This window comes from Paenibacillus sp. AN1007 (assembly GCF_040702995.1).
GTDB lineage: Bacteria > Bacillota > Bacilli > Paenibacillales > Paenibacillaceae > Paenibacillus.
The window spans coordinates 6,564,706-6,586,950 of record NZ_CP159992.1 but is presented as its reverse complement, the minus strand read 5'-3'; the positions used below and the strand labels follow the sequence as shown (position 1 = coordinate 6,586,950).

The 22,245-nt window shown below is 50.5% G+C and carries 17 protein-coding genes; 9 read left to right on the top strand and 8 right to left on the bottom strand.

Annotation, left to right across the window (positions count from 1 at the left end; translation table 11 throughout):
• Nucleotides 1-125: 125 nt before the first annotated feature.
• The 8 genes from allC to ABXS70_RS29385 all read left to right on the top strand — a co-directional run bounded on the left by allC (nt 126) and on the right by ABXS70_RS29385 (nt 9,583).
• Nucleotides 126-1,370 (top strand): allantoate deiminase, encoded by a 1,245-nt coding sequence (gene allC / locus ABXS70_RS29420; protein ID WP_342553018.1) that lies wholly within the window; start codon nt 126-128, stop codon nt 1,368-1,370.
• A 26-nt stretch (nt 1,371-1,396) separates the two neighbouring features.
• The gene (locus tag ABXS70_RS29415) at nt 1,397-2,647 is read left to right on the top strand and encodes an alanine--glyoxylate aminotransferase family protein (protein ID WP_342553019.1); all 1,251 of its coding nucleotides are present in this window, start codon (nt 1,397-1,399) and stop codon (nt 2,645-2,647) included.
• Between the two features lie 260 nt (nt 2,648-2,907).
• Nucleotides 2,908-4,251, top strand: a complete 1,344-nt coding sequence (locus tag ABXS70_RS29410) for a uracil/xanthine transporter (protein ID WP_342553020.1) — start codon at nt 2,908-2,910, stop codon at nt 4,249-4,251.
• Nucleotides 4,248-4,931: an amidase family protein gene (locus tag ABXS70_RS29405; protein ID WP_366293017.1), complete on the top strand. Its 684-nt coding sequence runs from the start codon at nt 4,248-4,250 to the stop codon at nt 4,929-4,931. The genes ABXS70_RS29410 and ABXS70_RS29405 overlap by 4 nt, the downstream gene beginning before the upstream one ends.
• A gap of 100 nt (nt 4,932-5,031) precedes the next feature.
• Nucleotides 5,032-5,580, top strand: coding sequence for an amidase family protein (locus tag ABXS70_RS29400; protein ID WP_366293014.1), 549 nt, complete (start codon nt 5,032-5,034; stop codon nt 5,578-5,580).
• Entirely contained in the window at nt 5,577-6,437 is an 861-nt protein-coding gene (locus ABXS70_RS29395; protein WP_342553022.1) for a fumarylacetoacetate hydrolase family protein, read from the top strand. The genes ABXS70_RS29400 and ABXS70_RS29395 overlap by 4 nt, the downstream gene beginning before the upstream one ends.
• A gap of 327 nt (nt 6,438-6,764) precedes the next feature.
• The gene (locus ABXS70_RS29390; RefSeq protein ID WP_342553023.1) at nt 6,765-8,159 is read left to right on the top strand and encodes an NCS1 family transporter; all 1,395 of its coding nucleotides are present in this window, start codon (nt 6,765-6,767) and stop codon (nt 8,157-8,159) included.
• Nucleotides 8,160-8,227: 68 nt separating this feature from the next.
• Entirely contained in the window at nt 8,228-9,583 is a 1,356-nt protein-coding gene (locus ABXS70_RS29385; RefSeq protein WP_366293010.1) for an allantoinase, read from the top strand.
• A 131-nt stretch (nt 9,584-9,714) separates the two neighbouring features.
• On the opposite strand, the gene argH is transcribed toward ABXS70_RS29385, so the two are convergent.
• The 7 genes from argH to argC all read right to left on the bottom strand — a co-directional run bounded on the left by argH (nt 9,715) and on the right by argC (nt 19,313).
• The gene (argH, locus tag ABXS70_RS29380; RefSeq protein WP_342553025.1) at nt 9,715-11,118 is read right to left on the bottom strand and encodes an argininosuccinate lyase; all 1,404 of its coding nucleotides are present in this window, start codon (nt 11,116-11,118) and stop codon (nt 9,715-9,717) included.
• Between the two features lie 106 nt (nt 11,119-11,224).
• On the bottom strand, nt 11,225-12,460 hold the full coding sequence (locus tag ABXS70_RS29375) for an argininosuccinate synthase (RefSeq protein ID WP_090922968.1): 1,236 nt from the start codon (nt 12,458-12,460) through the stop codon (nt 11,225-11,227).
• Between the two features lie 156 nt (nt 12,461-12,616).
• The gene (argF, locus tag ABXS70_RS29370; RefSeq protein ID WP_366293005.1) at nt 12,617-13,582 is read right to left on the bottom strand and encodes an ornithine carbamoyltransferase; all 966 of its coding nucleotides are present in this window, start codon (nt 13,580-13,582) and stop codon (nt 12,617-12,619) included.
• Between the two features lie 253 nt (nt 13,583-13,835).
• Complete coding sequence (locus ABXS70_RS29365; protein WP_342553027.1) at nt 13,836-15,089, bottom strand: aspartate aminotransferase family protein; 1,254 nt, start codon at nt 15,087-15,089, stop codon at nt 13,836-13,838.
• 469 nt (nt 15,090-15,558) lie between these two features.
• On the bottom strand, nt 15,559-16,404 hold the full coding sequence (gene argB / locus ABXS70_RS29360; protein ID WP_342553028.1) for an acetylglutamate kinase: 846 nt from the start codon (nt 16,402-16,404) through the stop codon (nt 15,559-15,561).
• 470 nt (nt 16,405-16,874) lie between these two features.
• Nucleotides 16,875-18,101 (bottom strand): bifunctional glutamate N-acetyltransferase/amino-acid acetyltransferase ArgJ, encoded by a 1,227-nt coding sequence (argJ, locus tag ABXS70_RS29355; protein WP_342556456.1) that lies wholly within the window; start codon nt 18,099-18,101, stop codon nt 16,875-16,877.
• Nucleotides 18,102-18,263: 162 nt separating this feature from the next.
• Complete coding sequence (gene argC, locus ABXS70_RS29350) at nt 18,264-19,313, bottom strand: N-acetyl-gamma-glutamyl-phosphate reductase (protein ID WP_366293000.1); 1,050 nt, start codon at nt 19,311-19,313, stop codon at nt 18,264-18,266.
• Nucleotides 19,314-19,644: 331 nt separating this feature from the next.
• Between argC and cls the strand changes: the two genes are divergently transcribed.
• Nucleotides 19,645-21,093 carry a cardiolipin synthase gene (gene cls, locus ABXS70_RS29345; protein WP_342553030.1) on the top strand — a complete coding sequence of 483 codons (1,449 nt, stop codon included), beginning with the start codon at nt 19,645-19,647 and terminating at the stop codon, nt 21,091-21,093.
• 176 nt (nt 21,094-21,269) lie between these two features.
• On the opposite strand, the gene ABXS70_RS29340 is transcribed toward cls, so the two are convergent.
• Nucleotides 21,270-22,178 carry a YitT family protein gene (locus tag ABXS70_RS29340; protein ID WP_366292997.1) on the bottom strand — a complete coding sequence of 303 codons (909 nt, stop codon included), beginning with the start codon at nt 22,176-22,178 and terminating at the stop codon, nt 21,270-21,272.
• Between the last annotated feature and the right edge of the window lie 67 nt (nt 22,179-22,245).

Genomic DNA, 22,245 nt, shown 5'->3' with positions numbered 1-22,245 from the left:
CTTCTACATTTTCGTGAATGATTTTGATTGTTTTTTATTTTACGATGGATGAAACGCAATGCCAAGTTAATTAATATAACATCGGTTGGAAAGCTGGCGCTGCCGGAATGGGGGAACTGCATTTGATGATCGAACAATCGAAACCTTCTGCCTTGTCTAAACAGATCGAAGATATGGTCGAATGGCTGGCTTCGTATGGAAAAGACACAAGCGGCGGTGTGACCCGTTTGCTCTACGACCCGGCCTGGAGGGCAGCTCAGGAAGCGATCCAGGCCAAAATAAAACATCTCGGTTTATCCGCACATTATGATGATGTGGGCAATTTATTCGGACGTCTCAGCGGCCGTGATCCCGAAGCAAAAGTAATATTAACCGGTTCTCACATCGATACCGTGATCGGCGGGGGCAAGTACGACGGAGCCTACGGTATTATCGCTGCACTCATTGCTGTGGAATATTTGCTGACACATCACGGTCTGCCGCTTAAACCGATTGAAGTCGTATCTCTATGTGAAGAAGAAGGCAGCCGCTTCCCCATGACTTATTGGGGTTCAGGCAGTATAACAGGAGCCAAAAGTCGCGAGGCGGTTCGCAGCATTCAAGATGCAGATGGAATACCATTTGAACAGGCGATGCACGAGGCAGGCTTCGGACTCGGATTATACCCGCAGCCAGAACGCAAAGACCTGGAGTGTTTTATTGAACTCCATATCGAGCAGGGCCAGGTGCTTGAACGGGAAAAGAAATCCATCGGACTCGTAAGCCACATCGTTGGACAGCGCCGCTATAACATTACGGTATACGGCGAGAGTAATCACGCCGGAACAACCCCCATGCATTGGCGCCGTGATGCCATGTTCACCTCGGCTGAGCTGATCCGGATATTGATGCATCGCGCCCAAGCGGATGAAAGCGGGCTGGTGGCTACAGTCGGACGCATGGAAGTTACACCGAATGTAGGGAATGTCATTGCACGCGAAGTGACCTTTAGCCTGGATGTCCGCCACCGAGATGCGGAGACGATCCAGACATTTTGCGAAGCTTGCTTCAGCGAATTCGATGCCATCGCAATCAAGCACGGGACACAGGTCGTGTATCGTAACTGGATGGATGAACCTCCGGTGCCGATGGACTGCACGCTGACACAAGCTGCGGAAAATATTTTAAAAGACCGAAATATATCGTACCAGATGATGACCAGCGGAGCAGGTCACGACTCACAGATTTTTGGGACGTATTGTCCCACAGGCTTGCTGTTCGTCCCCAGCCAAGGCGGAATCAGTCACTCTCCTGCGGAATTTACCCATACGGAAGATTTACAGCGAGGAGTGCAGCTGCTGATCGACCTGCTGTATAAGCTAGCATACTGAATGAACAACCAGGAGGCGATAACGAGATGACACAATACCGGGAAATCCACACGCCATTAAGAACAATTATGACACCAGGACCCGTCGAGGTTGACCCCAGAGTGCTGCGGGCGATGGCAACCCCCATTCTGGGCCAATTCGATCCGGAATTCACTCGAATGATGAATGAAACGATGGACATGCTGCGGAAGACATTCCAAACGAAGAACAAGTGGGCTTTTCCGGTCGATGGTACTTCACGTTCCGGTCTGGAAGCCGTACTATGCAGCCTGATTGAACCTGGCGACAAAGTACTCATTCCCATATTCGGGCGATTTGGACATCTGCTGACTGAAATAGCCGAACGCCATGGTGCAGAAGTTCATCTAATGGAGTGTTCTTGGGGAGAAGTATTTGACCAGCAGGCGGTGATCGACGAGGTCAAACGGGTTCAGCCGAAAATTTTGGCAATCGTACACGGCGAAACGTCAACTGGCTGCATGCAGCCGCTGGATCAGATCGGCCCAGCCTGCCGGGAGCTCGGTGTACTGACCGTAGTTGATGCCGTTGCTTCCATTGGCGGCGTACCCGTCAAAGTGGATGAATGGCAGCTTGACGCCGTAATTGGCGGCACACAGAAATGCATATCCGTGCCCTCCGGCATGGCGCCACTGACCTACAATGAGCGGGTAGAACGTATTCTGACCAGCCGAAAAAAAGTAGAGCGCGGCGTCGCACTCGATAGTGACCATCGCGATGTCGCCCATCCGATCCGCAGCAACTATTTTGATCTGAGCCAGCTGCAGGACTACTGGGGACCACGCCGTTTGAATCACCATACCGAGGCAACATCCATGCTGTACGCCCTGCGTGAAGGGCTGCGCATTTTGCTGGAGGAAGGTCTCGAAGAACGTTTCAAGCGCCACAAACTGCATGAACAAGCACTCATGGCAGGCATTCGCGGCATGGGACTTGACCTGTTCAACGATACAGCCTGGAAGCTCCCGGTCGTCACCTGTGTCAAAATCCCGGCAGGTATTGATGGTGAGGCAGTACGTACGACACTGCTGACCCAGTTCGGCATTGAGATCGCCAGTTCCTTTGGCCCGCTGCACGGTCAAATCTGGCGAATTGGCACCATGGGCTACAGCTGCCGTAAGGAAAACATGCTGTTCGTTCTGTCCGCACTCGAAGCTGTACTTATTCGGCATCGCGCGCCGATTGCCATCGGGCGTGGAGTGCAGGAAGCTCTTGACGTGTACGAACAAGCAGATTCAGGTGCAGCGGCACATAATTGAGACAAATTAACACGGTTAGTTATAACAAGAAATATAGAGTTAAAAACGGTTGGCAGATCCCCCAAAAGTTCGCCATGATTCGCTCTGCTTGTATTGGACTGACCGGACAAACAGGATACAGGATCTGCAAAGTTATTCTTCAATATAGAGAGGATTCCGGAACTTCCGGAATCCTTTTGTACAATACAGACTTCGTTAGATATACGGACTGCATTCATGCACGGAACCATTTTCAACGGAGCTTCAACGGAAGGTGAAACATGTTTAAACTTAACAGTTTGCGCTCCGGGATCGCGGGGCTGCAGTGGCTATTTTTCTTATTTACCAACACGGTCGTTATTCCTATTACAGTCGGAGCAGCATTTGCACTACCTCAGGAAAAAATCCAGTTCCTGATCCAGTGCTCGTTTGTCCTCACCGGAATCGCCTGCGTAATCCAAGCAGGACTTGGACATCGAAGAGCCGTTATGGAGGGGCAGTCCGGATTGTGGTGGGGCGTCATTCTGAGCCTCAGCGCTGCCGCACCTTCACTGGGCATATCGCTGCCTGAACTGGGAGGCAGTCTGGCAGTCGGCATCTTAATCTCCGGGGTGATTACTATTTTGATCGGTATCTGCGGCCTCGCCGTCCCCTTATCCAGATTGTTTACACCAGGCGTCATGGCTGTATTCATGTTCCTGCTCGGCTGCCGGCTGAATATCATTTTTCTTGAAGGCATGCTCGGCATTTCACCAGGCTCCTCGGCGGAAACGTCCGCCATTCAGCCGGCCATTTTCCTGACAGCAGCATTCGTGGCTGTTATCACTGCGGTCTTATCAGCAAAAGCAAAACCAGCCATCGCTCAGTATGCACTGCTGATTGGCATTTTGGGCGGATGGATGCTGCAGACAGCAGTCTTCCCCGATGCAGGCGGAACACCCGGAACAGGCACACTTGATATGGGCTGGTTTCCACTGGGCAGCCCTTCAACCAGGCTGAATGCAGGCGTTATCGCAATTGCGATTATCGCTGGTCTGATTAACACTTCAAATACCTTTGGTGCACTGAAGGGAACAGATCATATATATGAACAGGAAACATCCAACAAACAGTATAAACGCTCCTTTACAATCAGCGGCGTGCTTGCTGTAATATCAGGTTTGCTCGGGCTCGTCCCTTACGCTCCTTATGTATCATCTGTCGGTTTTCTCCAGCAAACCCGGATTCGGGAGCGGCTTCCGTTTGTCATTGGCGGCCTGCTGTTTGCGGTGATCGGTCTGATCCCGGCTGTCAGCAGTCTGCTGACACAGCTTCCCCTCAGTATCGGAAGCGCTGTACTGTTCGTAACTTATCTGCGCCTGCTCGGCTCATCTCTCCAATATTTCGGACAGATTCATATGGATGCAGCAAATCTCTACCGGACAGCTGCACCTTTATTTATAGGCATCATCGTGATGGGCCTGCCTTCTGAATTTTTCATTACACTGCCTCCCCTGCTTCGTCCACTCCTTGGAAACGGGCTGTTGGTAGGCATTTTACTGGCATTAGCGTTAAATCAAGTCCGCTCCCGACCGCACCTGAGTGCGATGAGTCCTAATCTAAGAGCGAAAGGAGATCAACGATGAAACTTCCAGACAAAAAACAAGCGGAGGTAACCCCACTCCATCCGAAGGAAAAAACAGATACACTCCGCTCTGACCCATGGGGAGCATATGTGAACGCAGGAACCAGACTGCAGCCCATTCAGAGCGGCTTGCTTAACGGGCTGACTTTTGCAGTCAAAGATGTCTTCGACATCGGTGGAGAAACAAGCGGAGCAGGCAATCCCGATTGGCTTCGCACCCATTCCCCTGCGGCATCCACCGCTCCAGCCCTTCTTACTCTGTTGGAAAATGGTGCAGGCCTCGAAGGCACGACACAAACGGATGAACTGATGTACAGCCTGAACGGGGAGAATGCCCATTACGGCACACCGATCAATCCCCTTGCGCCGGATCGGATTCCAGGCGGCTCTTCCAGCGGCTCAGCCGTCGCAGCAGCAGCGGGTCTGGCCGATTTTGCTGTGGGAACAGATACTGGCGGTTCTGTACGCATCCCCTCTTCATACTGCGGCTTGTTTGGCTTCCGTCCTACGCATGGAGCAGTATCCGCAGCAGGGGTCATTCCACTTGCTCCAAGCTTCGATACAATTGGGTGGATGAGTCGGGATGCACGTATTTTACTCAACGCAGGCACTGTCCTGCTGAAAGATCGTCCAGAACCCCCTGCTCGCAGCATCCCATTTCAGGGCAAGTGCCAGAAATGAGGTTGAACACCACCGTTCTGAAACAGGAACGACGCCTTTCACTCACTACTATATCGCATCAGAAGCATGGAACCTTCCAGAAGAAGAGGACCGTTCACTTTTGCTCAAAACGTTACATGAACTCGCTGGCTGGCAGCCAGATCACCATACAGTGATGAAGCTCACCGAATCTGACAAGACCTTGGCAGACTGGTCAGCCGCATTTCGTGTTCTTCAAGGGTTGGAAATTGCACAAGAACATCGCGAATGGCTGACAGCGGAAAGCCCGACATTTGGCCCAGGCATTGCAGAACGTTTCGAATGGGCACTTTCACTGGAACAATCCGCAAGCAGAGCTGAAGCCGAGCTGCGAGCTCGTGTCCGGCGCAAACTCGTTGAACTGTTGGGAGAACAAGGACTGATGGCGATTCCAACCGCACCAGGTCCAGCCCCGCTTCTTGGGCTGAAAGGTCCTGAGGCTGAGGCTTACCGTGCCAAAACAATGCAGCTCTCGTGTATCGCAGGCCTTGCCGGTTTACCTCAGGTTACCGTACCCGTGTTTCGTCCGGACGGGCTGGCATTAGGACTGTCTTTTATCGGCGGTGCAAATACAGATCATAAATTATTGCAGTGGACAGCCAAGCAATTCACAAAAGAGGTGCAGGCATGAGAGTGGTAACGATTGAGGTTAGCGGCCAAGAACAGGCTGCTTTGTGGACAGATCAAGGTGTTATTCCGCTGACATGGGTAAATGGGCAGTTCGGCACGAACTGGGATACAGACCTCTTTGCTTTACTCCAAACAAATCAATTTAACGAACTCCGCCGCTGGTACGATCACAGCGGACAGGAGCATCTCACATCATTACCATGTCTATCAGGAATTGACGTATGTTATCGTGCGCTGTACCGCCATCCAGGAAAAATCATAGGTGTAGGCATGAACTACTGGGCCAAAGCCATTGAATTATCCGGACGTCCACCTGAAGATGAGCCCGTAATCTTTCTCAAGCCTGATACCTCACTGATTGGTGCCGGAGAAACGATTCGTTTACCGGATGGAGCAGGACAGATTACAGCCGAGGCCGAACTTGCGATTGTCATCGGGCAGACCTGCCGAAATATCCATGAGGAAGAGGCGTTAAGCGTCATCGCCGGTTACACTACCTCGCTTGATATGACAGCCAAGGAGATCCATGCTCGCAATCCCCGGTTTATGCAGCGTGCCAAAAGTTTTGATACCTTTCTGAGCCTTGGCTCCTCCCTCTCCACCCCTGACGAATACCGGAATCTGAACGATCTTGAAATCGAGACTTTGCACAATGGCATCGTCGCCCACAGCAATACCGTTAATCGCATGATTTTTTCTCCGGCATACTTGATTTCTTTCCTGTCAAAAGTGATGACGCTTCATCCGGGAGATGTCATTTTGACGGGTACGCCCGGATCCGTCACCATTCAAGCGGGCGACACGGTGGGGTGCCGGATTGTCGGACTTAAACCATTGGACAATGTGGTAGAAGGCTAGTTCCGAACAATCTAAAGAATTATTAACAGAAAAATTCGTATATAGGATTCAATTATCAGTACATGACACTCCACGTCATCTTTTTTCATACAATTTGAACAGAAATTACGATAACAATCTACGTTTTTGTCAATGAATTGTGTGACCAAGGTGATAAAATAAGAGATATAAATTAAGTGTAAGATTACATAACTCTAATTGGGTATGTAACCTTACACAACTTATATCATCTGTGGTGTGCGGATAGGAAATGGACGAAACAGCTCATTAATCTAGAGATCGACCAACCTTGCGGCACCCCATATCAAAGAGGAGTGGGGCAGGATTATGTCTACTAATTTGGCAGGACAAGTATTGAAACAGACGCAGCTGCATGAAGAAATCAGTGTGGACGACTCCTTGAAACCCAAAAGGGAGAGTGAGCGAACGATCGGAGCAGTTCCCTACATGTTTATGTGGATCGGGGATGGCGTAAACCTTGGTAACATGACACTTGGAGCCAGCCTCATCGTCGCCGGCGCTGCCACGCTCAATGTGCTTCAAACATTTGTGGCTGCGATGATTGCCATTGCAATCATTTCGGTGATCTTTGCTCTCAATGACCGCTTCGGTTATCGAACAGGCATCCCCTATGTCGTACAGCTGCGCATGTCGTTTGGCATCAAGGGGTCCATCATCTCCTCATTTTTACGCGGCGTGCCCGCTATTGTCTGGTACGGTTTCCAAAGCTGGGTCGGCGCAACAGCACTGAACGAAATTGTTAAAGTGCTTAGCGGAGGAAGCTTCGATAACATCCCCGTTTGTTTCGTCCTGCTGCAGGCGGTTCAGATCGTCCTGTCCCTTTACGGCTTTCACGCAATCAAGTGGGTAGAGACCCTTGCTTCCGTAGTCATTATGTTGGCACTGGTCTATGTATTCAGCATTCTGCTCAACTCTCACAGCACAGCAATCACTCAAAATTGGGTGAATGCAAAAGGCACATGGGGACTTCCATTCTTCGCTTTCATCATGGTATTCCTGGGTAATTATGCAGCCATCTTCCTAAGCGCAGGTGATTATTCCCGTGAACTGAAAAGCGGTATGAGTGATAAAAAGCGCAGTATGCTGTACTTCTTCCCGATCGTTATCGCTTATGGCTTTGTCCTGACCATCGGGGCGATGATGGCCGCAGCAACAGGCATCTCCAATCCAGTCAAAGCCTTCGCTGTTATTGTGGACAACCCCTATATCACTGTATTTGTTTCAGCCTTCATTGTCATTGGCGCTGTTGCTGTTAACATGGTCGCCAACATCGTTCCACCCGCTTACGTCATCTCGCTTGTCACCAAGCTCAAATACAAAGCATCCGTCACCATCACCGGCGTACTTGCCCTCTGTTCCTTCCCGTGGGTACTCGTACAGGATTCCTCGGCTCAAGGTTTGAATACGTTCATTCTGATCTACTCTGCTTTCCTCGGCCCCATTGTGGCGATCATGCTGGTCGAATATTATATCCTGCGTAAACAGAAGGTTAATACAGCAGAATTATACCTGGATAACGGCTCGTTTAAAGGATATAACCCAAGTGCCTTGATAGCCATGCTGATCGGGGCCGGAGCCGCCTTCCTGCTCGTTGATATCGGCTGGATCATCGGATTTATGACAGCTGGCCTTGCTTATGTACTGCTGAGCAAGTTCGCCTTCAAAGGCTCCTCATTCAAGAAAGGCACCATCTACGAATAAACGAATAGGCCTGACTTCACCGCCAGAGCCATACAATTCAAACATAACCAAAGAGGAGAGAGATGTCTATGGAACATTATGATCTGATCATACGCGGCGGAAGTGTGGTGCTGCCGGACCGGGTTACGCAAGTGGATATCGGGGTGAGGGATGGAAAGATTGCGGCGATTGCCGCTGCATTAGAGGGGGAAGCTATACAGGAGTGGGATGCTGCCGGACAGCATGTGCTCCCGGGCATGATTGATGTACACGTGCATTTCAGCGAACCAGGCCGGGAGCACTGGGAAGGATTCACAACCGGATCGGCCATGATGGCCGCAGGCGGCTGTACCACCTTTTTCGATATGCCGCTCAACGGAATCCCCTCCACAGTCACGGAAGAAGCACTTCTGGAAAAGGCAAAGATCGGCAGTGAAAAATCGCTCGTCGATTTCGGCCTCTGGGGTGGACTCGTACCTGGTAACGAAGAGGATCTGCAGCCGTTAGCTGCATCTGGCGTCATTGGCTTCAAAGCCTTTCTGTCGACCACCGGCAACAAAGAATTCGAAGCCGTTGATGACATGACCCTGCTGACGGGTATGAAAAAGATTGCGGCCCTCGGTAAAATTCTCGCTCTGCATTCAGAAAGCGCGGCCATTACGAACTGGCTAAAAGCTGAAAAGGAGACGGCAGGGCTTGTCTCCGCCGATGACTATCTGGAGACACGACCGATCCTCGCGGAAGTGGAAGCCGTTGAGCGCGCACTTTACTACTCCGAAATTACAGGCTGCGCCCTGCATTTTGTTCATATCAGCTCTGCATCTGCCGTATCTAGAATCGAGGCAGCCAAAGCACGCGGTATGAACGTCACTGTGGAAACCTGTCCGCATTATCTGCTCTATAACCACGACAGCCTGCGGGAGAAAGGGACGATCGCCAAATGTGCCCCTCCACTGCGGGAAGCGGAAGAGCAGCAGCGGCTGATTTCTCTCCTGATCGAAGGTAAGTTCGATATGCTGTCTTCAGATCATTCACCCTGTCCTTACGAGATGAAGGACCCGAAGGACTACAACCTCTTCCAAGCTTGGGGCGGAATCAGCGGTGGACAATTCACGCTGCTCTCGGCACTCGAACTCGCACTGGCACACAGCATTTCACTCGACCATGTCGCAGCTTGGACTGCTTCAAATCCGGCAGCTCGCTTTGGCCTCGCAGATCGTAAGGGCAGCATTGCCGTCGGTATGGATGCAGACTTTGCCATCGTAAATCTGAATGAACCCTTTACCGTCACGGAAGATAACTATCATGCAAAGCATAAACAGAGTCTCTATATGGGTCACACCTTCCCTTCCGGTGTGGCAGGCACAATTGTCCGCGGACACATCGTTGTTAGGAATGGTGAGGTACTCACCTCTATAAAAGAAGGCAGCTGGCAAAAGCCTTAGAGGACCAAAAAAACCAAAAAAGAAGCATGTCCGGGGAACTTAAATTCCCGAACAAGCTTCTTTTTTGGCACTTTATTTCCGCACTTTATTTTCTGTACATCTATTTCAGTACATCAGATTATCCCCAAGCCTCAGCCCCGGTTTTCAACCCACTGCTCCGTTTGGGCAAGCAGCTTCTCGCTGCGAGCAATAGCCTCTGCTACTTGGCCCGACGCTGTACCGCCATATACATTCCGAGCGTTAACTACCGCTTCCGGCTGCAGCACATCGTAGATTCGGTCATCGAACAGCGGTGAGAACTGCTTGAATTCATCAATCGTGAGATCAAGCAGATATTTGCCGTTCTGGATGCAGTACAGTACCGTTTTACCAATTACCTCATGTGCTTGACGGAAAGGCAGACCCTCTCCTACGAGGAAATCGGCAATATCTGTTGCATTGGAGAAGTCCTGATTCACCGCTTGACGCATACGATCTTTGTTCACTTTCATCGTAGCAATCATTGGAGCGAATAACTGGAGCGCACCTTCCAGAGTTGCTACCGTATCGAACATGCCTTCTTTGTCTTCCTGCATGTCCTTGTTGTAGGCCAGTGGAAGTGATTTCAACACGGTCAGCAATCCGATGAGATTGCCGTATACACGCCCTGTTTTACCACGAACGAGTTCGGGTACATCCGGATTCTTCTTCTGCGGCATAATGCTGCTGCCTGTGCAGAACGCATCATCCAGCTCTACAAAACCAAACTCCGTGCTGCTCCACAGCACCAATTCCTCACTCAGACGGGACAAGTGAGTCATGATCAGGGAAGCGGCCGCCAGAAATTCCACGATGAAGTCACGGTCACTTACCGCATCCAGACTATTCTCGTATACACCGTCAAAACCAAGCTGCTCTGCTACAAAATGACGGTCAATCGGGAACGTTGTACCTGCAAGAGCCCCTGCTCCCAGCGGCAGTACGTTAATCCGTTTGTAACTGTCCATCAGACGCTCCGCATCGCGTTGGAACATCGATACATACGCCATCAGGTGATGTGCAAACAAAATCGGCTGTGCCCGCTGTAAATGCGTGTAACCTGGCACAATGGTATCCAAGTTGTCTTTGGCCTGTTCAATCAGCGATTCCTGCAGCGCATAGAGCATGCCTACGAACCCAATTACACGCTCACGCAGATACAAATGCATGTCGGTTGCCACTTGGTCATTCCGGCTGCGGCCTGTATGCAGTTTGCCGCCGACAGGACCGATCGTTTCGATCAGGTTTTTCTCAATATTCATGTGGATGTCTTCGTCCGATACGGAGAACTCCACTTCACCTGCACGGATTTTATGCAAAACGGTAATTAGGCCTTCTTTGATCGTTTCCACATCTTCTGCCGGCAAAATTCCGCATTTGCCCAGCATCGTTACATGGGCCAGACTGCCTTGAATATCTTCTTCCGCCAATGCTTTGTCAAAGTTAATGGATGCGGTATATTCTTCAACCAGATGGTTGGTTTGCTTCGTAAAACGTCCTCCCCACAGCTTGCTCACAGTGAGTATCCCCTTTCGCTCATGGACAAAGCCGCCCCTGCCAGAATGTGCAAGAACGGCCTGCCTTGTCATTAATTATGATACAGCGTGCCACACACGCCGCCAATTATTTTTTATTTTGCTCCACACCGGAATGTACTTTCAAGCGCAGTGCATTCAGGCGGATAAAGCCTGTTGCATCTCCCTGATCATATGCCTCCGATGGATCTGCTTCCATGGTCGCAATGTCCGGATTGTACAGGCTGACAGGGCTTTTCACGCCTGCGCCGATGACGTTTCCTTTGTACAATTTCACACGAACTGTACCCGTTACGTTCTTCTGACTTTCCGTTACGAGCGCCTGCAGCGCAAGACGTTCCGGCGCAAACCAGAAACCATTGTATACGAGCGTGCTGTAACGTGTAATCAAGCTGTCACGCAGGTTCATCACTTCACGATCCATCGTGATGGATTCCATTTTGCGATGTGCCGTGAACAGGATCGTTCCACCTGGTGTTTCGTATACGCCGCGGCTCTTCATGCCGACAAAACGGTTCTCTACCATGTCTACACGGCCGATGCCGTGTTTGCCGCCAAGCTCATTCAGCTGCTCCATCACCTGCAATGGGCTCAAACGCTCGCCGTTCAGGGCAACACAGTCCCCTTGTTCAAACTCCAGTTCGAGGTACTCCGGTTGATCCGGTGCATCTTCAGGTGCACTGCTCAGCAGGAACATATCTTTGTTCTCGTCCGCGCTCGGATCAAACCAAGGATCTTCAAGCACACCACTCTCATAGCTGATATGCAGCAGGTTGCGGTCCGTGGAGTAAGGTTTCGCCGCAGAAGCGGTAACCGGAATGCCATGTTTTTCAGCGTAAGCGATCATCTCGGCACGTCCCGGGAACTGATTGCGGAACTCTTCCAGACGCCAAGGCGCAATCACTTGAATGTCCGGTGTAAGTGCAGCTGCGTTCAACTCAAAACGAACCTGGTCATTTCCTTTACCCGTAGCGCCGTGAGCAATCGCTGTAGCGCCTTCCGCGCGAGCGATATCGACCATACGTTTAGCGATAAGTGGACGTGCGATACTCGTACCGAGCAGGTATTGACCTTCATAAAGGGCACCAGCCTGAAACATCGGATAGATAAAATCTTTGGCGAACTCGTCGCGCAGATCATCGATGTATACTTTGGAAGCGCCCGTAGCGAGTGCTTTTTCCTCCAAACCGTCGAGTTCATCCTTCTGACCGATATCCGCGGTAAACGCGATAATCTCGGCATCATACGTTTCTTTCAGCCATTTCAAAATTACTGATGTGTCCAACCCGCCGGAATAGGCGAGTACGATTTTTTCCTTAGCCATGTGGTATGGTCCTCCCCAAGATCAATTACGATAATCAAACCCTTGCTCATCCACTGTAATTTCCGTTACGTGTATGTTCAAGTTTAAGTTATGAATATATTTTATCTATCATCGCCAAATTGGCGTGTAAAATCAACCCATTGCCGCAAATCGCGACTATTCGCTCATCAGCGCAGCCATCAAAGCCTTTTGTGCGTGCAGACGATTCTCCGCCTGATCAAAGATTAGAGAGTTCGGACCGTCAATGACTCCTGCGCTCACTTCTTCGCCGCGGTGTGCTGGCAGGCAGTGTAGGAACATGTAGTCCGGCTTGGCACCTTTCATCAGTTCCTCATCGACCTGATACGCCGCAAATGCCCGCTCACGAATCTTCTGTTCTTCTTCAAAGCCCATGCTCGCCCATACATCCGTATACACAATATCGGCATCTTTCACGGCTTCCTGTGCACTGTAGGTTACAAGCACTTCGGAGCCGCTCTCCTGTGCAATCGCACGAGCTTGCTCGACCACAGTGCTGTCCGGCTCATATCCTTCCGGTGTTGCCACCGCAACGTGCATACCCATTTTGGCTGCGCCCAGCATCAGAGAGTGCGCCATATTGTTGCCGTCACCGACATAAGCCATCTTCAGGCCCGCCAGCTTGCCTTTATGCTCCAGCACGGTTTGGAAATCCGCCAGCACCTGACATGGATGTGCTGCATCGCTCAGGCCGTTAATCACCGGAACATCCGCATGTTCTGCCAGTTCAATCACATTATGGTGTCCAAATGTACGAATCATAATGCCGTCGAGGTAACGGGACAACACTTTGGCCGTATCATGCGTCGTCTCGCCGCGTCCCAGCTGAATGTCGTTTTTGCTCAGGAACAATGCGTGTCCGCCCAGTTGGAACATACCGACTTCAAAGGATACACGCGTACGTGTGGATGATTTTTCAAAAATAAGTCCGATCGTTTTGCCCTTCAGGGGCTGGAACGGTACACCGCTTTTTTGCTTGCCTTTAATCTCAATCGCGAGATCCAGCAGGTAACGAATTTCTTCTGCCGTATAGTCCGTGAATTCAATGAAATCCCGGCCTCTCAGGTCAACTTTCCGAACCTTGTCTGTGTGTTGTAATGCCATGATTAGTTCCTCCTCATTTCCGGTTCCCTGCACCCGCATGGGCAGAAGTTTCACATCCTCGTCTGACTTGGCTGAATCAGACCTCTCCATATCAGCCCAGGTAGAGCAAATCCGGCGTTCAGTCCATACTGCGGGTGGATCGTCAGCCTCTGCTGCTTCTGCGCTGATTACCATGCGGCTGCAGGGATTCTTTCACTTTAATCTGCGCCGGGGGCCATGACGGCCCCGGTCAGTATTTTATTTTTTCATGCGATCAGGCTTTCGCCGCAGCGTGTTCCTCGATTAACGCCGCTACCAAGGACACCGCCTCGTCGATCTCTTCTTTACTTACATAAAGGTTAGGAAGCAGACGAATGACGTTAGGGCCTGCCGATACAAACAAAATGCCGCGTTTCTGTCCTGCCAGCACGATATCTCCGACGGGCTCTGCACACTCAATACCCACCAGCAGGCCCATGCCGCGCACTTCTTTCACAAAAGAACTGCCTGCCAAACGATTGCGCAAAGACGTCATCAGATAGTCGCCCATCTCGGCTGCACGCTCCGGCAAACGATCCTCCAGCATCGTCTCGATCGTTGCAATAACGACAGAGGAAGCAAGCGGTGTACCACCAAATGTCGTTGCATGGCTGCCCGGTGTAAATGCATCACGCAGGAACCCCTTACCCAGCATTGCGCCAACAGGGAATCCACTACCGATGCCTTTCGCAACGGTGAACACGTCCGGTTCAACACCGTAGTGCTCGTGAGCAAACAGCTTACCTGTCCGTCCCATACCTGTCTGCACTTCGTCTACAATCATCAGCAATCCGTGCTCGTCGCACAGTTTACGCACATGCTTCACAAATTCCGGCTCCACCGGATAAACGCCGCCTTCTGCCTGGACCATCTCCAGCATAATCGCTGCTGTTTTTGGTCCAATCGCCGCTTCAAGTGCAGGAATATCGTGCAATGGCACGGTTACAAATCCAGCTGGCAGCGGCAAAAATCCTTCTTTCACCTTATCCTGTCCAGTTGCCGTCAGCGTTGCCAATGTCCGTCCATGGAACGATTGCGCAAAGGTAATGACTTCGTACCGCTCTTCGCCTTTCACCTTCTGCTGATAACGCCGAGCCACCTTGATCGCCGCTTCATTCGCCTCAGCGCCGCTGTTGCAGAAAAAGACCGCATCTGCGCAGGTGTTGGCCGTCAGCAAAGCGGCTGCCTTTTCCTGACCTGGAATCTGAAACAGGTTGGATACGTGCCACAGCTCATCGATCTGCGCTTTCAGCTTCGCTCCCACTTTCTCCGGTGCATGGCCCAGGCTCGTTACAGCAAGTCCGCACATGAAATCGAGATAGCGGTTCCCCTGATCATCCCATAACCAGCTGCCTTTACCTTTAACCAAACTGATCGGATACCGTGCATATGTTTGAAAAAGCGAGCTTTCTGTCTGTGCCGCTGCACCTGTTCCTGCTGCGCCCGCTACTGCTGTGCCAGAACCTGGCTGTTCGCTGCCTTTTGCCATGAGCAAATCACTCCTTGTCGATTCGTACACTGCGATCAATTATGAGAAAACCTTCATTTACTCTTGTCACTCCGATAAAAGAACAACCATTCGACCACTGTTATACCCGGATTTTCGATCATATTATTGAACTAAAGGCAGTTCACACTGGCCACTCCAATGACAGAATAACCTTTCAATCGCTGTTATCCCCAGATTTTTTGGATTCCCTTTTCTCTCAAAGGGAAAATCCGGTGATAAAGGCGACCGCTACGCTTTTTCAGGTTTTTTCTGTCCTCTCCGTTTTTTGTGTAAACAAATAGTTCAACAATGACAGATAGAAAAAAATCCGCATATAAACAAGTGCTTCACTCTTCAGGTTTCTCTGTCCTCTTCGTTAACGTGTAAATTCAACTTCTCATAAAAACGCCGTGTACAAATTCTTTTTTTATATAAATCAAAAGCTTAAATGTGAATTTCGTAATGCATTCTACTGCATTCGCATAATACGTGTGCCGATTGTCTCTCCGCCAAGCACACGGCTCAGGATCTGCGGTTCGCTGCCGTCCACGATAATAACCTCGCGCACCTCGCCGTGAATGCACGCAATCGCTGCGCGTACTTTTGGAATCATGCCGCCGTAGATTTCGCCGGTCTGGATCATATCCTCAATCTCCTGCACAGATACAGATGGCAGCACTTTTTTCTCGCCATTCACCGTTTTCATAATGCCTGGAACGTCCGTCACTACAATCATGCGCTTTACACCGAGATAAGAAGCGACCGCTCCTGCAGCCGTATCTGCGTTAATATTGTATCGCTGGCCGCTCGCATCTACACCCACAGGTGCAATAACAGGCATATAACCCATGTTGACGATCCCTTGGATAATCTCGGCTTTGACACTTGTTACGTCACCCACCCAGCCGATCTCCGCGTGATTCGATACAGGTTTCGCCTGGATCAGCCCGCCGTCCACACCCGACACACCCAAGGCCTGACCGCCCACACGCTGGATCAAACGTACGATCTGTTTGTTAATACTGCCCGCCAGCACCATCTCCACTACATCCAGTACAGGCTCGGTTGTTTTGCGCAGGCCGTTCACGAATTCGGTTTCGATCCCAAGCTTCGCCAGATTATCAGAGATTGCCGGGCCGCCGCCATGAACAATAACCGGACCACTTCCCGAGGTCTGCAGATCACGCAGATCTGCAAAGAAGGATTCCGGCAGTGCAGCCAGCGTACTGCCTCCGCATTTCATTACAAACATCTGTTTCTCGGTACCTGCTTCCGCTGCAGTGCTGCCGTTTGTGCTTGGCAATGTTGAATTCATGAGGCAAAGCTCCTTCCTAATAGAGTTATAAAGGATTAACACCTATATAAAACATATAGATAAACGCCAGCCGTTCCAGATTCGGATCGTTCTTTCGATCGCCGCTGCCTCCAGATTTTTCGATTCCCTTTTTCCAAAGGGAAAACCCGGAGACACATGCGAACGCTCCGCTTCTACAGAATCGATTCCGCCTCTTCCACTACATTCGTTTATTTTATATTTAAAAGTTTAATCCTTATAACTGATTTTACATCTATGATGGTATGCAGCTTTCTAGAGATCAAGCTGCGAGTTCAATACCTTTTAGAATCAACATGACTTCAATACAATCTCGAAAGCCTAATCAACCTCACTGAATCAAGGCAATCTGATCAAAATCAGATCAATCGAGATACATGCAATTAACAGATTCACTTGATTAGAGTTGGGATATGAGTTAAGACACCGCTTATAAATAACAAAACTTCTATTTACGTGCGGTACGCGGCATTAATGCGCACATAGTCATACGTCAGATCGCATCCCCAAGCTACAGCGCTGCCTTCACCGTGATGCAGGTCCACTACAATGCGTACCGTGTCGGTCTGCAGGTAGGCCAGCGCCGCTTCTTCATCAAACACAACAGGACGAGACTGTGCGAGCACCGAAATGTCTCCGAGACGGATATCCACTGTATCCGGGTTCACCGGCTGGCCTGCACGGCCTACGGCAGCAATAATCCGTCCCCAGTTCGCGTCTGCACCAAACATGGCCGATTTTACCAGGCTTGAGCCAATCACGGTTTTGGCAATGGCTTGTGCAGATTCGTCGCTAACCGCACCTGTCACTTCAACTTCTACCAGTTTGGTCGCACCTTCACCATCCCGGGCAATCGCTTTGGCGAGCACCTGGCATACGTATGTGAATCCAGCAGCGAATGCATCCCAATCCGGGTGATCCATCGTCAGTTCTTCATTGCCTGCATAGCCGCTGGACATCGCTACGAGCATATCATTCGTACTGGTATCACCGTCCACGGTAATCATGTTGAATGTATGGTTAGTCGCCTGGCGCAGCAGGCGCTGCAGTGCTTCTGCTCCGATGACCGCGTCCGAGGTCATAAACGCCAGCATTGTGGCCATATTCGGATGAATCATTCCCGAGCCCTTGGCCGCTCCCGCAATCGTTACCGTCTTGCCGCCGACTACGACGGAAACGCAGGCTTCCTTTTTCACCAAATCGGTAGTCAGAATCGCTTGTGAAAATTGCTCTGCTTCGTTCGTTTCCTTGCCCAGCTGTTCCGGAAGAGCTGCGATACCCGAATGCACCGCATCCATCTTGAGCAGTTCGCCAATAACCCCTGTGGAAGCCACAGCCACGTCCTCTTCAGCCACACCCAGTTCACGAGCCGCTGCCGCACGCATCGCATACGCGTCCTCTTCACCCTGCTGTCCTGTACATGCATTAGCGTTACCGCTGTTCACGATCACAGCCTGCAGACGCCCGTTGCTCAGACTCTCCCGAGTGACTTTGAGCGGCGCAGCCTGAAACACGTTGGTTGTGTATACCGCTGCAGCCGTCGCAGGAATGTCACAGCGGATGGCTCCGATGTCGTTGCGTGATGTTTTTTTCAAACCGCAGTGCAGTCCACCTGCTGTAAAACCGCCTGGCGTTACAATTGTTCCATTTTCAATGATCGTAAAAGCCTGCTGCTCCACTTTTGTTCCCATATCGTATCCCCCGTATGCGTTCAGCCATATGCTGATGAACCGCCTGCTTTAACCGAAACTGCCCAGCTGCTGCCCATGCTGTGTGACTCCCAAATGAAACACCGTTTGCTTGCGCTTGCGCTCCCTCTGCGATGTTCACTCGTCACATTCTTATGGATATACCGGTGTCATGTTCAGCCCGAGGTTCTCCTCCCATCCCATCATCAGGTTCATATTTTGAATTGCTTGCCCGGATGCACCCTTCACCAGGTTGTCGATTACCGAAATGATCGTCAAACGTCCGGTCCGCGGGTCTGCCGAAAATCCGATATCGCAGTAGTTCGATCCAGATACCTCTTTCGTCGAAGGCCAGATGCCTGGTTCACGCACACGTACGAAAGGTCTGTTCTCATAATATTTACGGTATAAATCCACAATCTCCCGATCACTGTGCTCGCCCGTCAGCTTGGCATACATTGTACTCATAATGCCGCGTGTCATGGGTACAAGCTGCGTCGTAAAGGTCACGGTTACCGGGCTTCCGGTAATACTGCCAAGAACCTGCTCGATCTCAGGAATATGCTGATGTTTATTCAATTTGTACGCTTTAAAGTTTTCATTCATTTCTGCGTAATGGTTGGTCAGGCTGGTTCCGCGCCCTGCACCGGATACGCCTGATTTTGCATCGATAATGATGGTCGATGGATCAATCCAACCTGCTTCCACCGCGGGAATCAGACCCAGCAGCGTAGCTGTCGGATAACAGCCCGGGTTGGATATGAAATCTTTGCCCTTCACTTCATCTCCGTACACCTCAGCCATACCGTATACAGCCTTCTCCAGCAGATCCGCTGACGGGGCAGGGTGTTTGTACCACTGCTCATATACCGATCCGTCCTTCAAACGGAAATCACCAGACAGGTCAATCACTTTCAGCCCGGCCTCCAGCAAACTCGGTACGAGCTTGGCGCTTACGCCAGACGGGGTCGCGGTGAATACGAGATCTGCACGACTTGCGATCTCTCCCGGATCGACACCGTCGAGCGGCCTGCGAATCACATCCGTCAAATGCGGAAATCCATCAGCGATGGACTCCCCGCTGCTCGATGAAGAGATTACCGATGTAATTTCAACCTGCGGATGATTCTGAAAAAAACGAATCAGTTCCACCCCGCCGTAGCCGGTGGAACCGACGATTGCCACTCTTAATTTGTTATTCACTCTCGCTCCCCCATCCCTGTTGTATGCGCTGCATATGCCCCGCTCCTTGCTCGTCAAAGCTTGAGCAGGCAATTCCGTCGCTTCTATGCATATTTGTGTATTATTATACGACTCTAGTTATATAAATACAACACTCTATCATGAATTTAACACGGATTCCCAACAAATCCGAACGATATCTTTTTCCCTTCGGGACGAACAGGGTTTCTTCTGTTAAAATACATAGTAGCAGGAAAGATTACATACAGAGTCTTGTTCTCATATACACCTTGTCATGAAAGGCTAAATTGAACTCGACTCCGAAGGTCATTATGAGACATGGGGGACTAAAGTGCATATCGAATCCATTTTACTTATTGTGCTCCTGGGACTGAATATCATCTTCGCTGCCGCAGTCGTCTTCTTTGAACGCAAGGACGCCAGTGCTTCCTGGGCTTGGCTGCTGGTATTGAATTTTATTCCGGTCTTCGGGTTCATCCTTTATCTTTTGACGGGCCAGAATCTGACCCGTTACCGTCTCTTCCAATGGAAAGAGCGCAAGAAGCTCGGCCTGGAGGAACGAATCGAAGCGCAGCTTGCCCAGCTGCAGGATAACCGCACCCCTTTCTCCAACAAAGCCACCGAGAGCAGTCAGGACATGATCTACATGAACCTCAAGCAGAACGGTGCGCTCGTGACGGAGGATAATGCCGTTGAGATCATTACCGATGGAACAGACAAGTTTCAGCGGCTTCTGGATGATATTGAGGCAGCACAGGACCATGTGCACGTGCAGTATTACATTTATCGGGGGGACACACTGGGCAAAAGAATCCGGGATGCGCTGATCCGCAAAGCGCGCGAAGGCGTGAAAGTCCGTCTGCTCTATGACGCGCTTGGCTCGCGGCGAGTGAGGAATCGCTTTTTCAAAGAACTGCGCGAAGCGGGCGGACTGGTGGAAGTCTTTTTCCCATCCAAATTCAGCCTCATCAACCTTAGGATGAACTACCGCAACCACCGAAAAATCGTTATCATTGATGGTAATCTCGGTTATACCGGCGGGTTCAATGTGGGTGATGAGTATCTCGGATTGAATTCAAAGTTTGGTTACTGGCGCGACACTCATCTGCGAATACGAGGTAATGCGGTGCATGCGCTGCAGACACGTTTCCTGCTCGACTGGAACGAGGCTTCCAAACAGCATGACACGCCGTACGTTCCTGCTCACTTCCCTTACATTGAGGGTTCCGGCCAAACGGCTATGCAGATCGTGTCCAGCGGGCCGGACGCCGAGATCGAACACATCAAGAACAGTTATCTGAAGATGATTAACGGGGCCAAACATTCGATTCTGATCCAGACGCCTTATTTCATCCCGGATGCCAGTGTATTCGAAGCCATACGTCTGGCGTGCCTGTCAGGTATCGATGTTCGTATTATGATTCCCAATAAACCGGATCATGCCTTTGTCTACTGGGCCACGCTGTCTTACATCGGGGAGCTGTTGAAAGTAGGCGCCAAAGCGTTTATCTACGATAATGGATTTATTCACGCCAAAACACTGATCATTGACAGTCTGGTGGCTTCCGTAGGGACTGCCAACATAGACTATCGCAGTTTCCGGTTGAACTTTGAGGTCAACGCTTTTATGTATGACGAAACGATTGCAACAACGCTTGTGCAGACCTTCGAGCATGACCTGCACGTATCGCGGGAGCTGACACTGGAGGAATACCTAAGCCGCAGTCTCGTGATCCGTTTCAAGGAAGCTATATCCCGTCTGCTGTCTCCAATCCTGTAAACTCGGGCATGGCTGTATAAATAACCTAACATGATTTAAGCAGGCACTCAGACGTTAAGATGACAGAATAACCTGCTTAGTCTGGATTACATCACCTTAATAGCAAAAGCAGATACTGCTTCACCCGGTTGATGGGCGAGGGAGTATCTGCTTTTTTAGGTTTGTTTTTAAATTTTCTAAATATGCTCGCCGCGCTTAAAGCCCTCTCCAAGCACCTCGTGCGCATTACTGATGATGACAAAAGCAGCCGGGTCCACGGACCGGATCAGCGTTTTCAGTCTCGGCACTTCATTCTGCCCAACCACTACCATCAGCACGGTCCGCTGGTCATCTGTATATCCACCTTTGGCCTCCAGTTTGGTCAGCCCTCGATCCAGATCAGCCAGAATGACTTTGGTAATCGGTTCCGTCTGGTTGGAGATAATATACGCGACCTTTGAATATCCAAGCCCTATCTCCACGGCATCAATAACTTTCCCCGTCACATATAACCCGATTAATGCATATAAAGACTGTTCCAGTGACAGCACAAAGGCTGCCAGAATAATCACCGTCGCATCCATGATGACAACACACAGGGAATAACTTAGGCCGCTGTACTTCTGTACAATACGAGCCAGAATGCTCATGCCCCCGGTTGATCCTCTGCCTCTGTACACAATCCCGATGCCCAGACCAACGCCAATGCCGCCATACAGCGAGCCAAGCAGCGGATTCGCGGTCGGAATCTCCCAGTGACTGGTTAGATACACAAAGAGCGGCAGCACGATACTGCCAAGGATGGAACGCAAACCGTACTGTTTGCCGATAAGCAGAAAACCTGCAATTAACAGCGGGATATTAATGGCCCATTGAGTATACGCCGGTTCCCAGCCAAGCCATTCGTCTCCCAGAATCGACAGACCAGATACACCACCGGACGCGATTTGGTTGGGTAATAAAAATAAGTTAAAGGCCGCTGCAATCAAAAATGAACCTACGATAATAAGCAGGGTATCAATGACATTTCGCCATGGCCCATTAAGGGGAATGAAGGTGGTTAACCTCTTTTTACGTTGAGGATATAAATGCTGCTGTTCCTGCATGCTGTCGTGCTCTCCTTTTATATAACGTATCCATGATCTTCTTCACATTTCATAAAAATGTTCAAAA

Bases quoted from the DNA above. Each gene is read 5' to 3' on its own strand.
- ABXS70_RS29365 (WP_342553027.1), bottom strand. From the start codon at position 15,089: ATGGCAAAAGGCAGCGAACAGCCAGGTTCTGGCACAGCAGTAGCGGGC.
- ABXS70_RS29340 (WP_366292997.1), bottom strand. From the start codon at position 22,178: ATGCAGGAACAGCAGCATTTATATCCTCAACGTAAAAAGAGGTTAACC.
- argF (WP_366293005.1), bottom strand. From the start codon at position 13,582: ATGGCATTACAACACACAGACAAGGTTCGGAAAGTTGACCTGAGAGGC.
- ABXS70_RS29375 (WP_090922968.1), bottom strand. From the start codon at position 12,460: ATGGCTAAGGAAAAAATCGTACTCGCCTATTCCGGCGGGTTGGACACA.
- ABXS70_RS29415 (WP_342553019.1), top strand. From the start codon at position 1,397: ATGACACAATACCGGGAAATCCACACGCCATTAAGAACAATTATGACA.
- ABXS70_RS29395 (WP_342553022.1), top strand. From the start codon at position 5,577: ATGAGAGTGGTAACGATTGAGGTTAGCGGCCAAGAACAGGCTGCTTTG.
- argB (WP_342553028.1), bottom strand. From the start codon at position 16,404: ATGAATTCAACATTGCCAAGCACAAACGGCAGCACTGCAGCGGAAGCA.
- ABXS70_RS29385 (WP_366293010.1), top strand. From the start codon at position 8,228: ATGGAACATTATGATCTGATCATACGCGGCGGAAGTGTGGTGCTGCCG.
- ABXS70_RS29405 (WP_366293017.1), top strand. From the start codon at position 4,248: ATGAAACTTCCAGACAAAAAACAAGCGGAGGTAACCCCACTCCATCCG.
- ABXS70_RS29410 (WP_342553020.1), top strand. From the start codon at position 2,908: ATGTTTAAACTTAACAGTTTGCGCTCCGGGATCGCGGGGCTGCAGTGG.
- allC (WP_342553018.1), top strand. From the start codon at position 126: ATGATCGAACAATCGAAACCTTCTGCCTTGTCTAAACAGATCGAAGAT.
- ABXS70_RS29390 (WP_342553023.1), top strand. From the start codon at position 6,765: ATGTCTACTAATTTGGCAGGACAAGTATTGAAACAGACGCAGCTGCAT.